General features: G+C 47.3%; 14 protein-coding genes. 4 read left to right on the top strand and 10 right to left on the bottom strand.

The window, feature by feature from the left end; genetic code table 11:
- Nucleotides 1-4: 4 nt before the first annotated feature.
- Genes LSG34_RS00480 through LSG34_RS00455 form a run of 6 tightly spaced genes read right to left on the bottom strand, consistent with a single transcriptional unit; the run spans nt 5 to nt 5,977 of the window.
- Nucleotides 5-1,255 (bottom strand): lipopolysaccharide biosynthesis protein, encoded by a 1,251-nt coding sequence (locus LSG34_RS00480; RefSeq protein ID WP_233006861.1) that lies wholly within the window; start codon nt 1,253-1,255, stop codon nt 5-7.
- A complete protein-coding gene (locus tag LSG34_RS00475) occupies nt 1,242-2,534 on the bottom strand; it encodes an O-antigen ligase family protein (RefSeq protein WP_233006860.1) in 1,293 nt (430 codons plus the stop codon). The genes LSG34_RS00480 and LSG34_RS00475 overlap by 14 nt, the downstream gene beginning before the upstream one ends.
- A complete protein-coding gene (locus tag LSG34_RS00470) occupies nt 2,534-3,244 on the bottom strand; it encodes a hypothetical protein (protein ID WP_233006858.1) in 711 nt (236 codons plus the stop codon). The genes LSG34_RS00475 and LSG34_RS00470 overlap by 1 nt, the downstream gene beginning before the upstream one ends.
- Nucleotides 3,241-4,146 (bottom strand): glycosyltransferase, encoded by a 906-nt coding sequence (locus LSG34_RS00465; protein ID WP_233006857.1) that lies wholly within the window; start codon nt 4,144-4,146, stop codon nt 3,241-3,243. The genes LSG34_RS00470 and LSG34_RS00465 overlap by 4 nt, the downstream gene beginning before the upstream one ends.
- 30 nt (nt 4,147-4,176) lie before the next feature.
- The gene (locus tag LSG34_RS00460; RefSeq protein ID WP_233006856.1) at nt 4,177-4,902 is read right to left on the bottom strand and encodes a WecB/TagA/CpsF family glycosyltransferase; all 726 of its coding nucleotides are present in this window, start codon (nt 4,900-4,902) and stop codon (nt 4,177-4,179) included.
- A 22-nt stretch (nt 4,903-4,924) separates the two neighbouring features.
- Nucleotides 4,925-5,977 (bottom strand): glycosyltransferase family 4 protein, encoded by a 1,053-nt coding sequence (locus LSG34_RS00455; RefSeq protein ID WP_233006855.1) that lies wholly within the window; start codon nt 5,975-5,977, stop codon nt 4,925-4,927.
- 304 nt (nt 5,978-6,281) lie between these two features.
- On the opposite strand from LSG34_RS00455, the gene wecA reads away from it, so the two are divergent.
- The 4 genes from wecA to LSG34_RS00435 are packed head-to-tail and all read left to right on the top strand — an operon-like array spanning nt 6,282 to nt 10,884.
- Entirely contained in the window at nt 6,282-7,349 is a 1,068-nt protein-coding gene (gene wecA, locus LSG34_RS00450) for a UDP-N-acetylglucosamine--undecaprenyl-phosphate N-acetylglucosaminephosphotransferase (protein WP_233006851.1), read from the top strand.
- Nucleotides 7,342-8,679 (top strand): flippase, encoded by a 1,338-nt coding sequence (locus LSG34_RS00445; protein ID WP_233006850.1) that lies wholly within the window; start codon nt 7,342-7,344, stop codon nt 8,677-8,679. The genes wecA and LSG34_RS00445 overlap by 8 nt, the downstream gene beginning before the upstream one ends.
- Complete coding sequence (locus tag LSG34_RS00440; RefSeq protein WP_233006849.1) at nt 8,676-9,713, top strand: nitroreductase family protein; 1,038 nt, start codon at nt 8,676-8,678, stop codon at nt 9,711-9,713. The genes LSG34_RS00445 and LSG34_RS00440 overlap by 4 nt, the downstream gene beginning before the upstream one ends.
- Nucleotides 9,706-10,884, top strand: coding sequence for a polysaccharide pyruvyl transferase family protein (locus LSG34_RS00435; RefSeq protein ID WP_233006848.1), 1,179 nt, complete (start codon nt 9,706-9,708; stop codon nt 10,882-10,884). Before LSG34_RS00440 ends, LSG34_RS00435 begins: the two co-directional genes overlap by 8 nt.
- Before the next feature lie 114 nt (nt 10,885-10,998).
- Here LSG34_RS00435 and LSG34_RS00430 read toward each other — a convergent pair whose 3' ends face one another.
- The 4 genes from LSG34_RS00430 to recC form a co-directional block, all read right to left on the bottom strand.
- Nucleotides 10,999-11,814, bottom strand: coding sequence for an undecaprenyl-diphosphate phosphatase (locus LSG34_RS00430; RefSeq protein ID WP_233006846.1), 816 nt, complete (start codon nt 11,812-11,814; stop codon nt 10,999-11,001).
- Between the two features lie 118 nt (nt 11,815-11,932).
- The gene (gene recD / locus LSG34_RS00425; RefSeq protein ID WP_233006845.1) at nt 11,933-13,822 is read right to left on the bottom strand and encodes an exodeoxyribonuclease V subunit alpha; all 1,890 of its coding nucleotides are present in this window, start codon (nt 13,820-13,822) and stop codon (nt 11,933-11,935) included.
- Nucleotides 13,815-17,525, bottom strand: coding sequence for an exodeoxyribonuclease V subunit beta (gene recB / locus LSG34_RS00420; protein WP_233006843.1), 3,711 nt, complete (start codon nt 17,523-17,525; stop codon nt 13,815-13,817). The genes recD and recB overlap by 8 nt, the downstream gene beginning before the upstream one ends.
- Nucleotides 17,522-20,992, bottom strand: a complete 3,471-nt coding sequence (gene recC, locus LSG34_RS00415) for an exodeoxyribonuclease V subunit gamma (RefSeq protein WP_233006842.1) — start codon at nt 20,990-20,992, stop codon at nt 17,522-17,524. Before recC ends, recB begins: the two co-directional genes overlap by 4 nt.
- Nucleotides 20,993-21,080: the final 88 nt, after the last annotated feature.

The raw sequence follows: 21,080 nt of genomic DNA, 5'->3' as shown, positions 1-21,080 counted from the left end.
ACGACTATTTATTATTGTGTTGCTGCTTCCTGATTTGCCACAAGCAGGCAGCAACCAACATTGAAGTGATCAACAGATTACCGCTTAAAAATAACCAGGCTGTCAGCTCTACAGTTAAATCATAATTAAACCAGCAATAAGCCAAAGCAGTTAACACCACCGCCAGGCTCACTAACATGGCTTTGTAATGGTTCGCACCTAATGACGTCAGCAATACTTCAAAGTAGGTTTTCAGCAAGGTGATCCACAAAGTCGCCAGCACCAGATGCAACATCAACAGATGGCCAGGGTCCAAAGCTTCATTAAAGGAGATCTTATACAACCAGTCGCCCAGCGGCCACATCAGCAGGTAAGGCAGCGACAACACAGGCAGTGTGAACAGAAACACCTTACGGAAAAACTGCAGTTTGGCACCAAGCTCCGTCAGTCGGCTTAACCGACTTAAAAACACCTGCGAAAAAATGACCGGTAACAAGGTGATCGGCATAAACAGAATAAACAGTTTTCTGAACTGCCCCAGCGCCAGCAAGGTGCTGAACAACGCCAGAAAGATAAAAGGAATATTGGTCATGATAATGGCAAACACATCATGCAGCGCAAAATGCAACCGATGCCGGATGTCCTGCCAGCCAAAGTAGCTGAAGAAATTGCGGAAATAAGGTCCCACGCCAGCTTTTAGCTCAGGCCAAAGCACATTCAGTCCCATCACCACAGGCAACAAACTCGCAACCAGCACAGCTTCGAGCATCGCATCCAGCTCTGTAATCACACCGGCAAAAAGTAAAGCGACCACCACCAGCAAACTTAAAGCGCCAACAAACTGTGATTTTACTTCGACAAAAAACTGCTGCCGGCCTTTGAGGTAACAGAATATGGCCTGACTGACAGCCCAGACCAAGCCTATCAACAAACTCAGCAGATACAGATAATAAGGTACGCTGTCGTTGATCCAATAATCAATACCGACTACACCAAGACACAACAGCAAAAACACAATAAAGCTCAGCACCAGACTGTTGAACAACAAACTGATTTGCTGCTGTTTGGCTGAATAGTGGATCAGGTAAAAACTGACACCAAAGGCGATGGTGGGAAAAAACAGGTTCGCCAGCATATAAACATAACTGAAGACGCCAAAATCACTCGCCAGCAGTTGCCGCGCAACCACCAGATTGAGTAACCAGCGCGAACCAAAGTTCAAACCATGAGCCAGACTGTTATTGAGAAGCTTACGGGCAAAATCACTGCGTAACATGCGCAAGCTCCGTCTCTGTTGGCTTGGCCTGTGACTGGCAATGGATCAGAGCCGCCGCATTGATAAATCCCCAGACCGGCCACAACATTCCGGAGCTAATGACATGACCAGCAATACAGGACACCATCAGCAACAACAGATTTAACAGCACTAAGGTCGCCGCCAGATCGGAAGAAAACAGCCTGCATAGCCTTAAATTCTGAGCGATAAAACCTATAAAAATCCAGCTGAAAAACATCAAACCCGCTACACCATAAAAAATATACAAATCAAAAGGATCAGACTCAGCCCAGAACTTCCACAGATGCTCCGATACCCCAATTAAACCTACACCAAACAGACGATGTGCATCGCTGTAATAAAAACTGACCACCTGCCAGATTTCGGCTGCATATTTGTCGCGTGACGATAACAAGACGCCCAATAAACCTTGTTGTTGATAAATATGCTGTAATTTCTCAGCCAGGCCTAGCTGACTTAACAGCAGCGGAGCCTGCCAAATGACGAGTGCGGCAGAAGCGAACAGCAACACCATCGCCAATGCCAGACGGCTCCAGTTCAGACGAATTAACCAGGGCATCAGGGGGATCAACAGCACTAAAATAAGACTTCCTAATAACCCTGTTTTGGTTAGCATTAAACTGGCGCACCAGACAGATGTTGCAGCCACAGTCAGGAAAATCAGCTTTTGCTGTTGCCAGTAGTACTGCAATAGCCAGGCGGATAACACCAGAAGCACCACTGAAAGCTCGTTGGCTGCATTAAAAAAACCTTTGCTGCCTAAATCCACTTGGGTCAGATGCTGCTGAGGCAAATAAGAGGTATAGCCATAGCCTAAGGCGCCGAGAATAAAATTCACCAGCACAATCAGGTAGTTCAGCACAAAAATCCGATGCAGGGACTTCAGCGCAAAGTCTTTGTCCAGTTGCGCCAGACTCAGCAAATAATAAAACGCAATCAGCGGCGAAATCAGTTTCAGGATCAGGCCAAGATCTGCGGCTAAAGAACCACCAAGCTGCAGCCAGCTGTAAAAAGCACCGGGTAATAACAAGACAAAAAGTGCTGGAAAGAGTAAAAATGCTTTGCCGGTGCGCAGACTTAATGACAGCAACATCAACATCAACATCACTACTTTATACAGAGCAGACAAACCAAAACTGCGGCCAAACTGATTTAATAAAAAACCATTACAGGCATCCACCAGCAGGTAACAGCTGCAAAGCAACAGGATCAGTTTATCCAGCGCTTGTACCTGCTGGAAATAAGTCGAAAGCCGCATTAAAGCCGCCATAACATCAACAGGATAAAAGCGCAGCTAAAACCAAAAAAGGCGCCAAAAAGTAACATCAGCCATAAAGCCGGACTTTCACTTTGTTCAGGTGCTTCAGGGCTTTGTAACTGGTGCAGCGCAAAAGGTTGAGCCTGTTTTGCATAATCCAGTTCAAACTGCAGTCGGTTTTGCTGTTGTTGCACCAGCTCATGAGTCTGAAGCTGCTGCAAAGTCTGCAACTCTTGCTGTTTTTGCTGGATAAATTGCTGACGCCAGCGCTGATCCCATTGCTTGATGACTAAAGCTAATTCTTTTTCAGCGCTTTTTTCCGAGTTACTGCTCCACTTCAACGTCACCAGATTACCACGTCTTTTGTGTTCAACACTCAATTGTTCAGCATTGGCTGAACGCGCCAGAGACTGAAAAAAATCAGGATCTTTTAACCACAATAAGGCTCTGGAGACGGCATCAGCGGAGGCTCCACCTACATTGGCCGGGTTTTTATCATTCGGATCATCACGCCGGGTTAAACGTTCGGTTTGCCAGTCCGTTAAGGTCACCACAGCAATGGCCTGATAACGCACAGCTGCACTGAGCTGAAATATATACAATGCTGCCGCGCCCAATACAGCGGCAGCTAATAACAACAGCCAAAAACGTTTAAGCAATACAGCACTCAGGCTGACAAAATTGGCGTGGGCTAACAAATTCTGACTCATTTTTTCGAAAACAATCCTTTAATGCCTTTGCTCAACAGCTGCTGGCGGAACTTAATCGCCCACTGTAATTTTTGTTTCAGGTAGTAACGGATTTTAGTTGCCCATAAGCCGTAACGACAGAAAAACAACAAACGGCCAAAAGAGAGTTGCTGTTGTTCCATCACCAGACGATAAAACTGCTGGTTCTGCTTATTACGCTCATTCATCAAAAGCAGATGTTTTTCAACAAAATAACTTTGTGCTGCCAGACGTTTAGGTGAGGTGGTAATACGGCCGAGTTCGTGCCCTACATGCACCACATAAGTGGCTTCTGCCAGACGCAAGGCTTTACCATAAGCTGCCACCAGGCGGATCCACATGTCATAATCCTGAAATGCAGCAAGGCCAATATCAAAACCACCCTGAGCCAGCATACGGCTGCGTTTCACTAATACCTGATTGGATAGACAATGCACATCCAACAGTTCGTTCAAACCCACTATGGCTGCTTCCGGATACAGCTGTTTACGTATAGTGCCGTAATCCCAGAAATAGCTTGAGCAGACAAAGGCATATTGATCATCATAAGCCTGATACAAAGAACTCAGACGATTCGGTAAAAATTCATCGTCATCATCCAAACCTGTGACAAACTCACCTTTGGCTTCAGCAATCGCCAGATTACGCGCCGCACAAGCGCCCTGCCCCTTGTCCTGTCGGAACAAACGAACGCGAGGCTCATCTGCATAGATCCGGTTTAAGGTATCCCAGGTGGTATCGGTAGATGCATCATCGACCACCAAAAGCTCAAGATGAGGATAATCCTGCGCCAATACGGAGCGAATCGCACGTTGCACCATATCCACTCTGTTAAAAGTGGGCATATAGACGCTGATCAAAGGTAAATCGGACTGTTGCTGCACTATAGTTCTCTCTGTTTTTAATCGTTTTTATCAGAGCTTGTTGGTCAAATATAACCAGGCATACGTCAGTAAATTAGACTGACGACCAATACGGGATGGCTGTGATAACAACCTGTAGGCCCACTCTAAATGTAATTTACACCACAAAGCCGGAGCACGTTGTACATGGCCTGTGAATACATCATAAGTACCACCAACACCCATGTAATAAGCATCTGGCAATTGCTGCTGACATTTACCAATAAACAACTCCTGCTTTGGAGATCCCATAGCGACTGTCACAATACGGGCACCACTTTGAGCAATACGGCTGATCAGTTCATTTTCATCTTTAAAATAACCGTCCTGGGAGTCAACCACATTCACACCCATGGCCGTCAGCTTTTCCACTGTTTCCGCCATGACCTGCGGTTTAGCGCCCACTAAAAACACCGGCGTTTTCGTGATCGCAGCCTTTGCCATCAAAGCCTGCCACAACTCACAACCTGGAATACGTTCCACTTTACGGCCTAATTTACGCCGCATCACTTTCACCACACCCATGCCATCGGCATAACGGATGTCGGCTTTGTTCAAAATAGTCATCAGTTCCGGATTTTTACTGGCGGCAATCACTTTCTCCGGGTTCATCGCTATAGCAGAACCAGAAAAGACAGTACCATCATCCTGAATCACATAATTAACCAGCGCAGCCATGTTGCTGAACGCCATTACCCCAATGCCACCTACTGGTACCACTTCAGGTTGTATTGCCATACTTGTATTTACCTTTTCTCTATCATCGTTGTTCAGGCGTCAGAGCCTGATACAGTGTTTGTATTTTTGCCGCTACATCGTCTACCAGACAGTCTTTTGCATGCTGATGCCCCAAGTGCTGCAATGCCGTGTAGTCTGAGTCTGACAAACTTAATAGCTGCTGAATTTTTTTCAGTAACTGCTGCTGTAAAAGCTGTTCATCTGTCTGCTCAATCACCCAAAATGAATCGGCCCCCAACTGCTCTGCCGAGCCATCTGTTAAGGTTGCAATCACAGGGGTGTAACAGGCCATAGCTTCGGTCATCACCAAACCAAAAGATTCATTACGCGACAAGCTCAAAAAACATTTACTGCGCTGATAAAACGCCTTTAACTGCTCTGCAGTTTGACCAGCTTCAAGCTGTAAATTCGGATAGTCTTGAGTTAATTGTTCAAATTGGCTCTGATAAGGGCCAGTGCCAATGACACAGATTTTTTTGTCTTGAACTTGAGGCAACAGCGCTATCAATCTGTCCATGCCTTTGTTTTTATCCAATGCCCCTACATAAAGCAGATCGATATCTTTATCCGCTCTGCTTAATTGTGTTGCATCTGCATAGACCTGAGCTATACCAGCGGACAACACCACAGCTTTGGGAGCAAGGGTAAAGGCTTTGCTTTGAAGTCTTTCACTGGTAAAAATCCACTGGTCCACAGCACCACAACACCAACGATACAACGTATTAAAAGGCTGATAGTGATAAATATCACTGCCATGGCAGGTGACCACAATGTTGACCGAAGGCTTGCGCAGGTATTTGTAGGCCAAAGCCAGCCAAATCGTCGGATAAAAGAAGTGCACATGAATCACATCAAAGCTTTTAAAGCTCAGAATATAAGACCAGAAAAATTGTAAGAACAGCACAGGGTATTTCAGCAAGCGGTTTAACAGACTGTCGTTATGCCAGCTCATATAGAAATAAGCCAAAGCCTGACGCTTTTTCAGCGCCAGCATCTGATTTTTAACAAACTGTCCCTGAAAAGGTGCAGAGGGCTTAGGCCCCATATTGGTGATAATCAATACTGCTTTGGTCACAGCGGGTATCCTGCATCAACAGCTGAAGTTCTGGTGTGTAAAAACCCAAAACCGCAGCGGCGCTTCAATAAATAGGTAATGCCAACGTCTTGATTCACAGCGTAAAAACAAGTCAAAACCCAGCACTGCCACAACAAGTGTGACAGAAATAACAATTAGAGCATTATTTTCAAACAAAGTCGTTATTCCTTTCAATTTTATCTCTGACACGCCATAGTCAGCCCTGATTTCTTCACCTATAATCAGGCCAATTTCGTTTGAGCCAATTCGCATTATTTCAGGCCAAAAACCTGATGGAAATCACATGACAGAACATCTGCAGCTGTTTATTACCACCTTTGTACTTACCTTAACCGCCATTTTTATTCTGATCCCTTTGTCTGTCAAAGTGGGGCTGGTGGATAAACCTGCGGGCCGCAAGCAGCACACAGGTTCAGTGCCGTTAATAGGTGGTATCTCGATATTCACCGGCGTGGGTCTGACTCTGGCCTGGTTTGGCTTGCCAGATGATATTCACTACTACTACCTGCTGTGCGGTGGCACTATTGTGATTCTGGGTGTATTTGATGACTTTATGGATTTAAGCGTCAAATTACGGCTTTGTGTCCAACTGCTGATAGGCTCTGCCATGGTGTACGGCCTGCAACTGCATTTGGGTAATTTAGGTAATTTATTTTCGCTGGGCGATGTTACTTTAGGTTATATAGGCATTCCTGTGACCTTGATTGCCGTTATCGCCGCTATTAACGCTTTTAATATGATTGACGGCATAGACGGTCTGGCCGGCATGCTCAGTGGTGTGACTTTTGTCTCCGTCACCTTAATGATGGGCATGGGTGGACAACTGGAACATGCGGTCTTGCCTATGGTGCTGGTATTCGCGCTTATTCCTTATCTGTTGTTTAACCTCGACGTGGTAGGGAAAGGCAAAGGCAAAATCTTTATGGGTGATGCCGGCAGCATGCTGATTGGTTTAACCGTCATTTGGTTATTGATCATCGGCACTCAAAGCGATACCGCCAGTTTTCGCCCTGTCACCGCATTATGGGTCATTGCAGTACCACTGATGGATATGGTGGCTATTATGCTGCGCCGTATTCGTAAAGGTCAGTCGCCCTTTTTGGCAGACCGTGAACATTTACATCATATCTTCTTGCGTCTTGGTTTAAATTCCCGTCAGGCACTGGTCGTGATCAGCAGCTTCTCCTGCATGTTGGCCACAGTAGGCGTCATTGGCGAATACCTGATGGTGCCAGATTTGATTATGTTATTGTTATTCCTGATAGTGTTCAGTGTTTATTCATACACTTTGCAGCATATTTGGCGTATTACCCGTGCTATAAAACGTTACAAAGCGAAACGACGTGGTTAAGTTTTTAGTAAAAGTCGCTAAAGCTAAAGCAGTTGCTTTATTAGGTGAGCGTTTAGTCAAGCTGGCGGCTGGTGCGTTAATCACTATTATAGTGGCACGGATTCTGGGCCCTGAAGCCACAGGTTATTACTCTATTGTGATGACCTGGAGTGCATTTTTAGCCCCCTTAGCCAATTTAGGTTTAAATAATCTGGTGCAAAAGTCTGTGCAATCTGCACCTGACCTGCGCACAGGCCAGCAAATCTTATTTACCGCAACCTGGCTTCGATTAATTGCAGGCTTTGTGTTTGCGGCTCTGATGTTTATCGGTTTCAGTTGGTATTTACCGTCAGAGTTTGAACCTTATCAGCTGGGTGCTGCAGTGCTTTTTGTAGGCCAGCTGTTTAACGCTTTTATTTTATTTGAGTATCACCAGAATTATTTAGGCCATTTCCGTACCCTCGCTTACAGCAAGCTGGCGTTGGGTATTTTAGGCCTTATCGCCAAACTCGCTGTGCTTTGGTATGGCATGGGCATTGGCGCTTTGTTCTGGATAGTAGGTCTGGAGTTTGCGGCCGTAGGTGTGTTGCAGTATCAGATTTATAAAGGCCATAACAAAAGTCCGACTAATTCGACAGAACAGCATGGTCGTCTGACCCCAGCCTGGTTTAACTGGCAGCATGGTAAAGAGTTGTTGCGCCGCTCCAGCTGGTTATGGGTTTCAGGTATTTTATCTGTAGTATATCTGCGTATCGATCTGATTATGATCGAACGCCTGATTGATATTGAAGCTGCTGGTGTCTATGCCGCTGTCAGTCGTATTTCTGAATTGTGGTATGTCATACCAGCGACTTTAGCAGTGCGGTATTATCCTGAATTGCTGAAAAGCCATCAGAGTAGTTGGTCAGGTTATCTGTTGTTGCTGCGAAAATATTGTGGTTACTTTTTTGCGATGGCTTTAACTATCGCCGTAGTTATTTTCATCGTCGCACCACCTTTAGTACCACTGATTTTTGGTGACAAATTTAATGCAGGTATTTCGGTGCTGCAAATCCATATCTGGGCCGGTGTATTTATTTTTATCCGTTACCTGATTGGACAGCATTTAATTATTACCGATCAGGAGCCATTATCTTTAGCCAGCCATGGCATAGGTGCTGTGCTGAATGTGCTGCTGAACTGGTGGCTGATTCCCATTATGGGCATTGATGGTGCAGCCTGGGCAACATTAATTTCTTATGCCTACGCTTCATTTTTCTTTATATTTTTTTCCAGAAGAACCCGTCATCAGTTATGGCAATTGATGAAGGTAAAAGCCTCCGGTGTGGTGGTAGAGAAAGAGACGGTATGAAAAAACAACTCCAACAAATCAGGCAAAAGCTCGACAAGGTCTTGTTACCTTACGCAGCAAAAAGCCGTCTGGCAGCAACGCTGTATTACGCATTTTTTAACCCGCATTTTCGCCGTGAGCAACATGCCACAGCGGCGGGCCGGCATCATTATCACCTGCATGAAGAAAGCAGCAGCATAGCGACAGTTATTTTACGCCGGAATATTCACCGGCTGGAAAAAGGTTTAAGCATGGTGCCGCGCAAGTCTTTGTTTGCGCTGGATTATATTGACGAAACTCTGACTGCATTACAAAACCTGCTGGCTGATCATCAGGCCCTGGATTTAGTGCTGCTGAAATACTGCCACGATGTGATGGATAGCTATTTTTCTGTTACACAATGGCCTGAAGGTGCCAGTCAACCTGTTACTTTTGCCGCCTTAAAAGCCCAGATCACCCCACGTTTAGAACAAAGCCGTCCTTCTGCACCAGCACCTTACGCACAAAGACCCAGAGCTGACATCAGCTACGAGCAGTTTTTAATCTTGTGCCAACAGCGTTGTTCAGTCCGTACTTTTTTACCTCAGAGCGTACCTAAAGCCGTTCTGGAACAAGCGGTTGCCGCTGCAGCTCAGGCACCAAGTGCCTGTAACCGTCAACCGTTTCGTTATATAGCAGCGACAGAAGGCGAAATGCTGACGAAGCTGGCGAATTTACCTATGGGCACTGTGGGTTATGCCAATGGCATTCCTGCCCTGCTTGCTGTGGTCGGTGATTTAAGTGCTTATCCATTTGAGCGCGACCGTCACGTGATTTATATCGACGCCAGCTTATCCAATATGCAACTGATGCTGGCGTTGGAAACCATGGGCCTGGCCTCTTGTTCTATTAACTGGCCTGACATCGAAAACTACGAAGCCAAAATTGGCCGCTTACTGAAATTACAACCTTTCGAACGAGTCGTGATGCTGATTGCTGTGGGTTACCCTGATCCGCAGGCGTTGATCCCTCACTCCGAGAAGAAAACCGCTACGGAGTTATTAACTTATGTCTGAATCAAAAGCCTTATTAGTCGAAATCAAAGGGGTGCAGTTCCGCAATAAAGGCGCCTACCTGATGCTGCTGGCCTGTTTACAGGGTTTAAAAACCTTAAACAACACAGAGCTGGTGTTATCACCTGGCCCTAACCTGCCCTACCGTGAGCGTGCTTTATTAGGCGCATGGCAAAAAGTATCGTTCCGCCGCAAAGCCCTGGATTTAACGCCATGGTTTGGCAAATTACCAGGCTCATTACGTAACCTGATGAAACGTTACGGCATGGTGACAGAACGTGATGTTGACGTCATTTTAGAAGCCAGCGGTTTTGCTTATGGCGACCAGTGGCCTTTGAAGTTTCTGCAAAATACTGCCCGTGAAGTAAAACGTTTTAAAGAAGCAGGCAAGCCTTTTGTCTTTATGCCTCAAGCTTTTGGTCCTTTTAGCAGCGACGAAAGCAAAGCAGCGATGCGCGATATTATTCATAGTGCTGCACTGATTTACGTGCGCGACCCGGTGTCATTCAGCCATTTACAAAGCTGTGAAGCCAATCTGCCGGATACTGTGAAGTTAACGCCTGATTTTACCGTGGGTTTAAAAGGCCACAGCACTACAGCTTTGCCTGAAATTGAAGGCAAATTTGCGGCACTTATTCCAAACAGCAAAGTGGTGTCGAAGTTTAACCACGCCAATGCTGAAGCGGAGCGCACTAACTATGTCGAAGCTTTTGCTGCTGCGGCCAATCAGCTGGTGGAATTAGGCTACGCTGTGGTCCTGGTCAATCATGAAGGCAAAGAAGATCAGCTGTTGTGTCAGGAAATTGCTCGCTTAGCCCCTTGTGAAATTATTCAGATTGAAGACCCATTGGCCGTTAAAGCCTTTATAGGCCAAAGCTCTGTTGCCATCAGCTCGCGTTTCCACGGTGCTATTAATGCACTGAGTCAGGGTGTGCCTTGTATTGCGACCAGTTGGAGCCACAAGTACCATGCGATGATGTCTGATTTTGGTATGGCGGATTATTGCCTGGAAAAACTCTCTGCGGTCAGCCTGACGCAAAAAGTCAGTCAGTTACTGGCTGAACAGGAAGAAATCGCGCCTCGTCTGGCAGAAAACGCCGCCAAACTGAAACAGAAAAACCAAACCATGTGGCAGGGTTTATATAAAACTCTGGATAAATACTTAGGCCGTTAAGTTCATCCGAAACGAATGGGCAGACAGCAAAAAGGGCACTTAAAGTGCCCTTTTTATTATGTACAGTGCCACAACTGCCGACAGCCTTGTTGCGGCATACCTTAACAGAGCTTGTTAAGACCAGCTTACCCAACCAAAGTACCAGGTCGCGAGGATCACCAAACCAAAGGCGATACGGTACCAGGCAAAAATTTCATAGCTGTGGTTTGATACAAAACGTACAAAAGTTCTTACCGCTAACAAAGCGCTGAAGAAGGCTGTGACAAAACCTACGATAAACATTGGCGCCTGATCAAAGGCCAGTACATCACGGTGTTTAAACAAGTCGTAGAAGGTCGCAGCAAACATGGTTGGCACAGCTAAAAAGAACGAAAACTCTGCCGCTACTTTACGATCAAAACCAAAAAACAAACCTCCAATAATGGTTGAGCCTGAACGCGAAGTACCGGGGATCATCGAGATGATCTGCGCACAACCGACCTTTAGCGCATCTTTCCAGGTAATGTCGTCTACATCATGAATTTTCACCTGATGAGTACGGCGCTCCGCATACAAAATCACCAAACCACCCAGCACCAGCATAGTCGCGACAGTAATAGGGTTAAACAGATACAACTTAATGTATTTAATAAACAACAAGCCAATGATGGCGGCTGGAAGGAAAGCGACAAACAAATTCAGTACAAAATTCTGAGCCTTTTTATCGTGAGTAATGCCGGTCGCCACATTGATAAAACGCTGACGGTATTCAAATACCACGGCCAGAATTGCACCTAACTGAATGGCAATTTCAAACACTTTGCCTTCGTTATAAAACCCAATCAAATCACCAACTACAATCAAATGACCTGTACTGGATACGGGTAAAAATTCAGTTAAACCCTCAACTATACCCAGAATAAAAGCTTTAAATAACAACCAAAAATCCATGACAACTCCCTTATTGTGTTCGGCCAGCATAGCGACCCTTGCTGAAGCGCGTTATTATCGATGTCCGTGCTAAAGATGCAACTCTAATTATTATGGATATAACACTAGCATTACAGATTTACAGCCTGACAGCGCCGTGACGTTGCACCTTTTGCTCAATAGCTAAGGCCAACAAGTCCGGTTTGGCACACACAAAACTAAAAAGTTTCGCCGCTCTGGTAATTCCGGTGTAAATCAGCTCGCGGGTCAGTACCGGGCTGAAGTGATCCGGTAATACCAGCACCGCATGACGAAACTCCGACCCCTGAGATTTATGCACAGTAATGGCATAGGCGGTTTCGACTTGCTGCAACCTACTAGGCAAAACCCAACGCACAGCTTTACTGCTATCCTCTGATGCAAAAGCCACAGCCAGCATCAATTTGCCCTGGTATGGCCGCAATAAACAGATGCCCACATCGCCATTCATCAGTCCCAGCGCATAATCGTTTTGCGTCACCATCACTGGACGACCAGCATACCATTGACTGCTCTGCTGAATCAGTCCGGCTTGATGCAACATCTTCTCTACGCTTAGATTGACTTGCTCAACACCCAACGGGCCCTGACGTACAGCACATAATAGCTGAAAGGCAGAAAAATCCGCCAGCACCTGTTGCGCCCATTGATCAATCAGGTGATCTGACGCATCCAAAGCAGGGCTTTGTGCTACGGTCTGCAGATAAAAACTAAAACCAGCTGCATCTGGTATTTGCTTTTTCGCCTGTCCCGTCAACACAAATTGCTTAAGCTGCCTGAACTCTGCCGCCTCAAGATACTGCAGATCGGCATAGTCAGCATGGCAAATAGCAGTCACTTCTGCGCTCTGACCGCTATTGACCGCATTGGCTAATTTGGCGATGCCACTTTGTGGATCAAAACGGTGGCTGACTCTGAGCATCCCTATTTGTTGCTCCAGCGCTTTGCCTTGTTGGCTGATTAATGACTCTGGTATAGCAGCTGCAGATAGTTGATTTAACCAGGCTACGGTTTCAGGCAAATAATGCCCCTGCTCTGCCCATTGGCAAAGTTCGGCCATTAAAGCTCCCGCTTCCACTGAAGCCAGCTGATCTTTATCGCCTAATAAAATCAACCTCGCATGAGCTGGTAAGGCTGACAATAAAGCCGCCATCAACTCCACATCCAGCATCGATGCTTCATCCACCACTAATAAATCCAGCGCCAAAGGCTCCAGTGCATTTTGCTTAAATTGCCGGCTTTGTGCACGCGCGCCTAGCAGCTTATGCAAAGTAGATACGTCAGTAGGCACCTGGCTTTTGATCTCTGCCGATGCTGGCAGTCTGTCCAGCGTAGTACGAATGGAGCTTCGAAGCCGCACCGCTGCTTTGCCTGTAGGAGCGGCCAACTGAATAGTCAAAGGCGCTGCACCTTGTTGTTGCTGTAATTGCTGCAACACCAAAAGCAACTTAACGACAGTGGTGGTTTTGCCTGTACCAGGCCCACCTGTGATCACACTAAAACTGCTGCTGGCCGCTATAGCGCAGGACAAACGTTGCCAGTCAGGTTCAGCTTGTATTGCTGCGGTTGCAGGAAATAACGGATCCAACAACTGATTCAGCAATGCCGGATTGATAGCCTGTCGCAACTGTTGGCTACGCTGGCTGCTTTGCTGCAGATAAAACGCTATATGCTGCTGATAACTAAAATAACGGCGCATATACAAAGCGTTATTGGCATAAACAAAAGGCTGATTACCAGCGCCATTCAGCTGAATCAAATCCGGATAAAGCGCCATCAAAGCCTGCCATTCTTGTTCAGAATACTGTGGCATACGTTTAAGCGGTAAACACAAATGGCCTTGAGCGAGCGCAAAGCTGCACTGGCCAATCAATAGCGCAAGCGCAGTCGGTAGTTTTTGTTGCTCACGAAAAAAGGTCACCAGAGCTTTATCCAAAGCACGCCAGTCTTTGCCCTGCATCTGCAGTTCCAATAATTCTGAATCAGACATGGGCCAGCTCCTTAGCAACCAGTTGACCTTGCAGCAGAGCGTCAAGCTTGTTCACCAACTCCAACGGAATATCCACAGCAAGCACACCTTTGTTTGTCGCCTCACCACCACGCAGGAACCAATACAAAGCGCCGCCTAAATGTTCTTTTGGCTTATAGTCAGTCAAACGGCTTTGCAATAAGCGATGGATGGCCACTGCATATAAAGCCGCCTGCACGTCGTAGCGGTGCTCCAGCATCTGTTGTATTAAGGCAGGGCTGTCGTATTGCCCATCGGCTATATAGTTCGATTTATAATCCAGCACCCAATAACGTCCATCCTGCTCTAAAGTTAAGTCGATAAAACCTTTCAGCATGCCCTGCAACTGGGTGGTGCGAAGCGCTGACCGTGACACTTCAGGCCACAGATACTGCTGCACTAAGGCGTCAAGCTGTGCACTGCTGCAGTGCTGTACTGCAAGCCAGAATTCCAGTTCAGCCCTGTAACTCCCTTCGGTAAGACTGCTTAAGCTGACGTTATTGTTCTGCCAGAGTGGTGTTTGAATCAACTCCGTCAGCCACTGCTGTAATGGCGCTAAGGCTTCGGCTACATGGTCAGTTTCAGGATAAGGTGCTTGTTGCTCAGCCCAATACCGGATTTGCCATCTATGCTCTGGCAGTTGCTGCAATAAGCCATATTTCTGCATTAAAGGAGTGAGGCCTTGTTGCCATAAATCCGGCTGCTGTGCCAATAGATCAAAGCCCTGAACCGCCCCCCACTCCAACGCATCATGTAAAAAAGTACCGGCCTGACTGCCACGAACAAAACCCTGAGCCAGAGTCACAGCCTTTGCTTCTGCTGCTTCAATATCATCCTGCAATTGCTCTGGCGCCAGTTCCTGCTGCAGTTCCTGAAACAACTCTGCTGCTTTACTGTCATGCTGATGTTGCTCCAGCAAAGCGCTGTAACTGGCTATCCACCACAGCTCTTTGACTGAGCGGTTCATTTGGGCATAAGGCAACAACTCGACCTGCTGATCCAGTGCTGCGACTTGAGTTCGCTGCTCTGATAAGTTGTCGGCAAGGCGAATATCAGGCTTTGTCAGTAAAGGCGATAACTGTTCCTGCAAAGCCACAGGCGATACCAGCGCATCATCAGATAACAAGTAACCTATAGCACTTTGCTCTTTGACTGGCATCAGCCCAACCCAGCAATAATGTCGGGCGCGGGTTAAGGCCACATAAAGCTTGCGCATATCTTCGGCCAAACGTTCCCGCTCTGCTTGTTGGGCTTGCTGCTCGTTCGCTTGTAACACCACCGTTAGTTCACCGTCCTGATGGTAAGTCACAGGGCCTTTGTCGGCATCGACAGCGCGGGCTAAAGCGATAAAAGGCAAAAATACCAGCGGGTATTCCAGGCCTTTGGATTTGTGAATGGTGACAATTTTAATCAGGGCTTCGTCGCTTTCTAACCGCAGTTTTTGCTGCTCAGCCGCCAAATCACCTTGCCCTGCCAAATGCTCAGCCAGATAACGAATAAGCGCAGCCGGACCTTCCAGCTCCATAGAGCGTTGTTGCAAAAGCTCTGCCAAATGCAGAATATCGGTGAGGAGCCTTTCGCCTGATAGCTGCTGCTGTAAAAACTCAGCCACCGCAAAATCACGCATCAGCTGCCATAACATAACCAGCACACCTTGCTGTTGCCAGAGTTGCTGATAAGTGGCAAAACGCGCCAGTTGTTGCTCCCACAACAGTTCATCCTGCAGCAGCTGTTCAAGTTCAGAATAATTTAACGATAAGCTCCAGCTCGATAAAGCCGAGCGCACTAAAGCTTCACGTTGCGGCTCAGCGCATGCTCTAAGCCATAGCAATAAATCCAGCGCCACCGGGCTTTCAAATACAGCGCCTTTATCGGATAAATACACCGAAGCCAGCGCCCGCTCTGCCAGAGCTTTTTTAATGGCATTGGCTTCCTGCTGGTTATTCACCAGCACCGCTATATCGCTGGTTTTAAGGGCAATGAACTGCTCCTCTTTCACAAAACCTGTACTGCCTGTAGCACTGCCGGTTAAAAACACCGCGATTTGCTCAGCACAGGCCTGCGCCATTTCTGCTAAACAGGCTGCTTTACTAAAAGGCTTGCCATCGGGGGATTCTTTAATACAAAACTCCAGCGCTGTGGCCGGGTTTTGCTCCACCACAAAGCTCTCTTTCCGCCCTTCAGCCTCTACCGGATAAAAACTTAATAAATCTGGCCGGCCTAATACAAAAGCCCCTAAAGCACGCTGCTCGGCATAACCAAATAAGCTGTTGACCGCGCTGACCATGGCGTGAGTTGAACGGAAGTTTTTTGGCAGTTGAAAATGCCTGCCTGCTGTGGCTTGTTTGGCGGCTAAATAACTATAAATATCCGCACCACGAAACGCGTAAATCGCTTGTTTTGGGTCGCCTATCAGTAAAATACCGCAATCTGTTCTGTTTTGATTCAGCTGATAAATGGCATCAAATAACTGATACTGCACAGGATCGGTATCCTGGAATTCATCGATAAGCGCCAACGGGAATTTACGCCGTAAACGTTCGGCCAATAAGCCTCCCTGGTCTTTTTGCAGCGCCAGCTGCAAGCGGCTTAGTAGCTCATCAAACCCCAGTTCAGAGCGTTCTAACTGCAACTGATGGAAACGCCGCGCAAACCAAAAGGCGGCATGCAGCACTAAATCCTGCTCCGGATCCGGCAAAGCCGTCAGTTCAGCCGCAAGTTTTGCCATAGCCTCAAAAGCCGGATGATTGGGTGCAGGCTTGTCTTTAAATACTTCAGCTAAACCTTGGGGCGTTAAGCGGCTTTGGCCTGTTTGTAAATCCGGATCAACCATTTCGGCATCGCTGATCCAGGCCACTAATTTTGCTAACCAGCTATCGAGATAACGCGCCTGCAATTTGCGGCCATCCACCTCTTTTCGCTCAATAGCACCATGCAGCAAAATCCGGATTTCGCTCACCCAGTTATTCCATGGTGCTTTAAGCTCTGCCAACTTTTGCTTACGCTGTGTTTTCACTTCAGGCAATAACACAGCAGGTGTCGCAGGTTCTGTAAATAACGACAAATGGCTGATTAGCGGCAGAATTTTTTTGCGCAAAGTTTCTGGGTTTTGCAGCTGTTGCCAGACTGTGGCTATATGCTCTTGTGGCAAAGGGTAATAAAAATTACGCCAGTAATCCCGCATCACATCCAGTTGCAACTGCTCGACGTCTGTCACCAGATTTTGTTCAAACAAATAACCGCTGGAGAGCGCAAATTCGGCCAGCACTTTATTACACCAGCCGTGAATAGTAGAAATGGCCGCTTCATCCAGATACTGCACAGCCAGTTCCAGCTGATAGGCACAATGTGGCCACTGCTCTGGGGTAAATTCACTGCGCAGACTTTGTAAAAACGGATCCGCCTGATCTGTTTTTAAAGAGCCTGTTTGCTCACGAAAATAACGGGCGGCGTCGGCTAAACGCTGGCCTATACGTTCGGTCAGCTCTTGGGTTGCAGCTTCGGTAAAAGTAACTACCAAAATATCAGGCGGTAATAAGGCTTTACTGGTGCCATGGCCCAATACCAAACGTAAATACAAGGCCGCTATGGTAAAGGTTTTGCCCGTACCTGCGCTCGCTTCAATCAGCTGACTGCCGGATAACGGGAAGGACAATAAATCCAGATTGGCTATAGCAGTGCTCATGCCGACACCTCGCAGCTATTTGTATAGCTCACGGCGAGTAATGGCCCATATAAAGCGCTGGCGTTATCTGCTAGTTGGCCCTCTTGCCAAAGCGCATAAAACTGCGCAAAAGCGCGCTGCAAATAAGGGCTACGCTGTAATGCTCCTGCATTGAAGTCATCGCCCACGTACACACGCTCCAGCTTAGATAGCAACTTGTCATCCAAAGCTGCACCTTTTTCCAGCTGTTTCACTAATTCAATACCGACATTAAATTCCAGAGCCAAAGGTGCTGATAAGCCTTGTTGCATCAGCTGTAGGATCTGAGTGAGCTGCGTTTGCGCCTGTTGTTTTTCAATAGGTTGCAGCACCAATTGACCCACTCTGGAGAGCACATAAAGCGTAAGCGGCAAACCGCTGGCACAGCATAAAAGCAGCTTCAAATAAGGCGCAACTAAATGCCGCCAGTTGATGCTTCGGTCTTTGATCAGGGCAACAGGCAATAGCTCGGCATAAGCCAAAGCCGAGTTGTCGCTACTGCGCCTAAAACCTGTTAAATGCTCAACCAGCTCACCCTGCTGACAAACAAAACGCAGCGGATAAAAACCTGTGTCCGCTGTTGGAAAAGCACTTAAAAAATCCTGATACCCAGCGGCCAGTTCTTCAAGCCCTGCCACCAAGTCCTGTTGCATTAACGCAGCGCCAGAACCCACAGCCAATCGGCCTTGCAGGCGGAATAACTCCAGCTGCTGTTCCGTCTGTTGTTGCCAGTTTTGTTGTCCGTATTGGCTTTGTTCAACACTACGTTTGAGCTCCGCTACCAACTGCTGCTGCATTTGCCAGCGTTCCAGCGGATCCAAAGCAAAGACTTCATCGTTAATACTGGCCAGTTCCGGCAATTCCAGTCGTACTTTTAAGCGTTCATTAAAAAAGAACCGCACTGGCTCACGCATAAAATCGCTGGCTTGTTTTAAAGTCCAGTGTAAATCGGTAAGCTTTTCAAGTGCCTCGCCCTGCTCTGCAGCTGCGGCTTTTTGATGCAAGCTGGCCCATTCCTGCTGATAGCTGACAAGGCCAGATCCTGCTTCACGGTAACGACAGCTAAAAGGCTGCAACGGATGCTCAAAGGTGATTTGCTCTAAAAGATCAGAACCATCCTGCATAGCCCAGCCTGTAGACAAATGATCACGCAGCTGACTGACCAGCACTGAAGGCGCGCGGGCGCTGTTATCAAAGACGCTAAAACCTACCCAGCTGATATAAAACTGCTGGCGGGCCGACAATAAAGCTTCGAGCAATAAATAGCGGTCATCGTCACGGCGCGAACGGTCGCCACTGCGATAATCCAGCGCCATTAAATCAAAGTCCTGCCGCTGCTGCGCTCGTGGATAAGCGCCATCGTTCATGCCGAGCAAACAAATCACCGCAAAAGGAATAGAGCGCATCGGCAGCAAAGTGGCGAAATTAACACGACCACTAAAAAACTTCTGCTGCAAACCACCGGCCTGCATAGGTTCTAACAAAGTCTGACGGGCGATTTGTAAACTTAACTCTTCTTTAAGTTCAGCGCCTGTGGTGTTGTCGAGCCAGCTTTGCAGTTGCTGTTGTAACTGCTGCACCAGCTGCTGACTTTCCAGCTCGTCGGGCGCAAAAAAGTCCTGCAACAGCTGGGTAAAAAGCAAATGCCAATCGGCTGGGCTACGTTTTACTGCAAGTTGTTGCCATAGCTCGTTAATCTTTTGCAGTAGCACCAGCACAGGACCAAGTTCGGCTGCTTCTAATCCTGCCACATCGGCATAAGGCGCAATGCCTTGCCATGGCGCTGTGTCGCCCGCCACATAACCCAGCAGCATACGGCGGATACCAAAGAGCCAGCTGTTTTGCTCAAAACCATGCTGTAAACCCAGTTGCTGACGATGCTGCTGATCCAGCCCCCAGCGAATACCAGCCCCTTCAATCCACTGTTTAATTTTGGGTAAAGCCGCTGCTTTTAAACCAAAACGCTGCTGCAAGGCGCTGATATCCAGCATATCGAAGACAGTACTGGCGTTTAAGCGTTGTTGCTCGGGGCTTAACAGCACTTCTAAAGCCTGTAATAACGGCTGCTGCTTTTTGCTGTTTTGATCGGAAATACTGTAAGGGATATACCGCAAATCGCCCATTGGCACTTTGCCAAAAACAGCTTCAATTAAAGGCGCGTACAAATTAATGTCCGGCACCATCACCATCACATCTTTGGCGCCAAGCTCCGGGTTTTGCACAAAGAGCCTCAGCAGATGATCATGCAGAATTTCCACTTCGCGAAGTGGGCTATGGGCTTTTTGAAAGCTGATGCTGCGCGCCGCTTCAGCTGTTAAAGCTGGCCATTGGCTTTGGGTTTCAGTGATGGATCGCAGCTGCAAAATATCGTCCTGCAACTGACCTAATAAATGACTGGTGTTGGGGCTTTCAAATAAATCGACTTTTTGATGAGCAAACAGCTCTTTATGAGCGGCAGTTTCGTCAAACTGATCCAGCAAGCGAATATAATCCCGCCCCTGCTTTCCCCAGGCCGCCAGCAAAGGCTGCGCCTGGCCTGATAACTGCTCGGCACTGGCAAAAGGTAAAAAACCTGCCTTTTGTGGCTGGCGTTTTTGCGCTGCTTTAACTTTGTCTTTTTCGGCAATAATATCAGCCCAATACAACTGACAAGGGTTTAATACCGCTAACAAAATCTGGCAATAAGGCGCCAGTGCCGACAATACTTCCAGCATTTGTTGGGGTAAAGACGAGATACCAAAAATAATGACCCGGCGTGGTAAATTCTTTGGCGCTTTTTTCCAGCTTTTTACTTGCTGTAAAAAGGCCTGATGCAACGAAAAGCGGCTTTGTTGCTGCTGTTCTGCTGGCAGCTCAGCCAAAATCGCCTGCCAGAGTTTGGCTTGCCACAGCTGATCATCCTGCATAGCTTTAGCGTCACCATCCATTTGCGCTAAGCGATACAACCCCTTGGCCCAATCAGCCAGCCAATCGGCGCGATACACCTGATACTGGTCAAATAAATCTGCCAGTTTCAGCGCTAGCTGTGAGCGTTTTTGCTGGTCTTTATCGTCACTGATAAAACGGCGCAGCAGCTCAAATTCATCTTGCGCTACTAAAGAAGGCAATAAACGGAAAATACGCCAGCGCAAACTGTCTTTGCTAAACACAGATAAATCAGGAAGTTGCTGCTCCGGCAGCGCCAGCTGATACATGCTCCAGATAAAACGGCCAGGCAACTGCACCTGCATAGCAGCAGCTATCCCCAAACCACGGGCAAAAGGATCGGCTTCATCAGGGGACGCGGCAAAAGCCAGTTTCAGCCACTGCGCTATACCGTTGCTTTGCACCAGCACCTGCTCCAGCTCTAATGGAGAGAGCGGATAACGCTGACAAAACTGCACCAAAAGCGCCCGCAGCTGCTCCAGCTGATTGGAATGGATCACTAAAAAACCAGGCTCAAGTGCCAATGCGACAGTACTCCGTTAGTCTTTATTAGTTTGCTGTTTAAGCTATAAAACTGATTTTGCCACAGTGAGTTGCATACGCCTATTGGGT

Origin of the sequence: Rheinheimera faecalis (genome assembly GCF_021290965.1) — a bacterium.
Taxonomy (GTDB): domain Bacteria; phylum Pseudomonadota; class Gammaproteobacteria; order Enterobacterales; family Alteromonadaceae; genus Pararheinheimera; species Pararheinheimera faecalis.
The sequence above is the reverse complement of the archived record's forward strand: the minus strand, read 5'-3'. Positions and strand labels throughout refer to the sequence as shown.

Bases quoted from the DNA above. Each gene is read 5' to 3' on its own strand.
- LSG34_RS00480 (WP_233006861.1), bottom strand. From the start codon at position 1,255: ATGTTACGCAGTGATTTTGCCCGTAAGCTTCTCAATAACAGTCTGGCT.
- LSG34_RS00475 (WP_233006860.1), bottom strand. From the start codon at position 2,534: ATGCGGCTTTCGACTTATTTCCAGCAGGTACAAGCGCTGGATAAACTG.
- LSG34_RS00470 (WP_233006858.1), bottom strand. From the start codon at position 3,244: ATGAGTCAGAATTTGTTAGCCCACGCCAATTTTGTCAGCCTGAGTGCT.
- LSG34_RS00460 (WP_233006856.1), bottom strand. From the start codon at position 4,902: ATGGCAATACAACCTGAAGTGGTACCAGTAGGTGGCATTGGGGTAATG.
- wecA (WP_233006851.1), top strand. From the start codon at position 6,282: ATGACAGAACATCTGCAGCTGTTTATTACCACCTTTGTACTTACCTTA.
- LSG34_RS00440 (WP_233006849.1), top strand. From the start codon at position 8,676: ATGAAAAAACAACTCCAACAAATCAGGCAAAAGCTCGACAAGGTCTTG.
- LSG34_RS00435 (WP_233006848.1), top strand. From the start codon at position 9,706: ATGTCTGAATCAAAAGCCTTATTAGTCGAAATCAAAGGGGTGCAGTTC.
- LSG34_RS00430 (WP_233006846.1), bottom strand. From the start codon at position 11,814: ATGGATTTTTGGTTGTTATTTAAAGCTTTTATTCTGGGTATAGTTGAG.
- recD (WP_233006845.1), bottom strand. From the start codon at position 13,822: ATGTCTGATTCAGAATTATTGGAACTGCAGATGCAGGGCAAAGACTGG.
- recB (WP_233006843.1), bottom strand. From the start codon at position 17,525: ATGAGCACTGCTATAGCCAATCTGGATTTATTGTCCTTCCCGTTATCC.